Annotated in this window: 1 protein-coding gene; it reads right to left on the bottom strand. The window is 38.2% G+C overall.

Annotated features, from left to right (window positions below):
* Positions 1 to 1,279 (bottom strand): hypothetical protein (locus tag DXD68_RS14360; RefSeq protein WP_199715685.1); only part of this gene is annotated, 1,279 nt, incomplete at both ends.

Genomic DNA, 1,279 nt, shown 5'->3' with positions numbered 1-1,279 from the left:
ATAACGGTTTCCATTCCAAATCAGCGGTTCACCATACTGGTTGACGAATGAATAAGATACCACTTTCAAAGTATCATCTTTAGAATCAAACTTCTTTGCATCTTTATCGTAGAAACCTAACTTACTAATTACATAGATAGAGTCTGTCGGCACATACTTATTTGTATGAGCATCTTCATCATGTTTGATGGCACGTTCTTTTGCATATTCTGTAGCAGTAAATACCAAAGCTGTTTCCTTATCTGTACTCAAACCGATAGTATGATTGTCTACACCCTGATGGTTTTCTGTAAACCAAGCGTTACCAAAGATACCTGAAGAGTAAGCGATATGGAATTTCGTATTCTTCACATCAGACAACTGGCTATAACCGTCTTTTGCTTCATGGTTTTCAACTGTTTCAATCAGGTAAGTATCACCACCGTATACATACTCGTTATCCTTTTCACCATAATACAAACGGTTTGCATCGATTGTCCAGCGGTAGTTAAGGGTTTCACGGTTTGTAAATACGAATTTACCATCACCGCTTCTGTAAGTCAAGGCAAACTGTTTTTCCAAGTCGTTACCACAAGCAGAAACGAATTCACAATCATAGTAATCTGCACCTTCATATTTGTCACCAGCAACAGCCAGCATACCGCCATCTTTACCTAATTTAGTTACAGTAAAGAACTTAGCTTGTACGAATTTCTGAGGATCAACGACCTTGTTGCTACCCAAATTCACCTGAATATCAAACAACTTTGTATCGATAGAAGCAGCCAAAGTAGGTACTTCTTTTGTACCCAGATCCAGACGACCTACAGGTGCCCAGCCATTACCAATGTTAACGCTCAATAAATCGATAACCTTCAAGCCGTGGTAAGTATCTTGTTTGTACTTAGCAGAAACTTCAGCCTGGAACTCTCCGTAGTATTCACGTTTATCTTTATTGGCAATGATATCATGTGCCAATGCTTTAGCTGTTACAGTAGTGAATGTATATGCTTCCTGATCTTTACTTGCACCATTAAATATATACTTTTCAGCTACGATAAAGTTGCCATCGGCATTCATCAAATAGAAGTCATAATCAAGATTATCTGTACTTTCAGATTCAGCTTCAACAAACTTACTACCGTTCCAATTCATCAGCGCCAAGTGACCTGCGAACGGATTACCTGCGATATCTTCTTTCTTGAATTCACCCTTGTCATTCTTGTATTTGATAGTAACTGAGAAACCATCTTTTTCAAACCATTTCAGATCTTCAACAGATAATTTGTTGTAACCAGCA

The organism is Parabacteroides sp. TM07-1AC, assembly GCF_003480915.1.
GTDB classification, from domain to species: domain Bacteria; phylum Bacteroidota; class Bacteroidia; order Bacteroidales; family Tannerellaceae; genus Parabacteroides; species Parabacteroides chongii.
The sequence above is the reverse complement of the archived record's forward strand: the minus strand, read 5'-3'. Positions and strand labels throughout refer to the sequence as shown.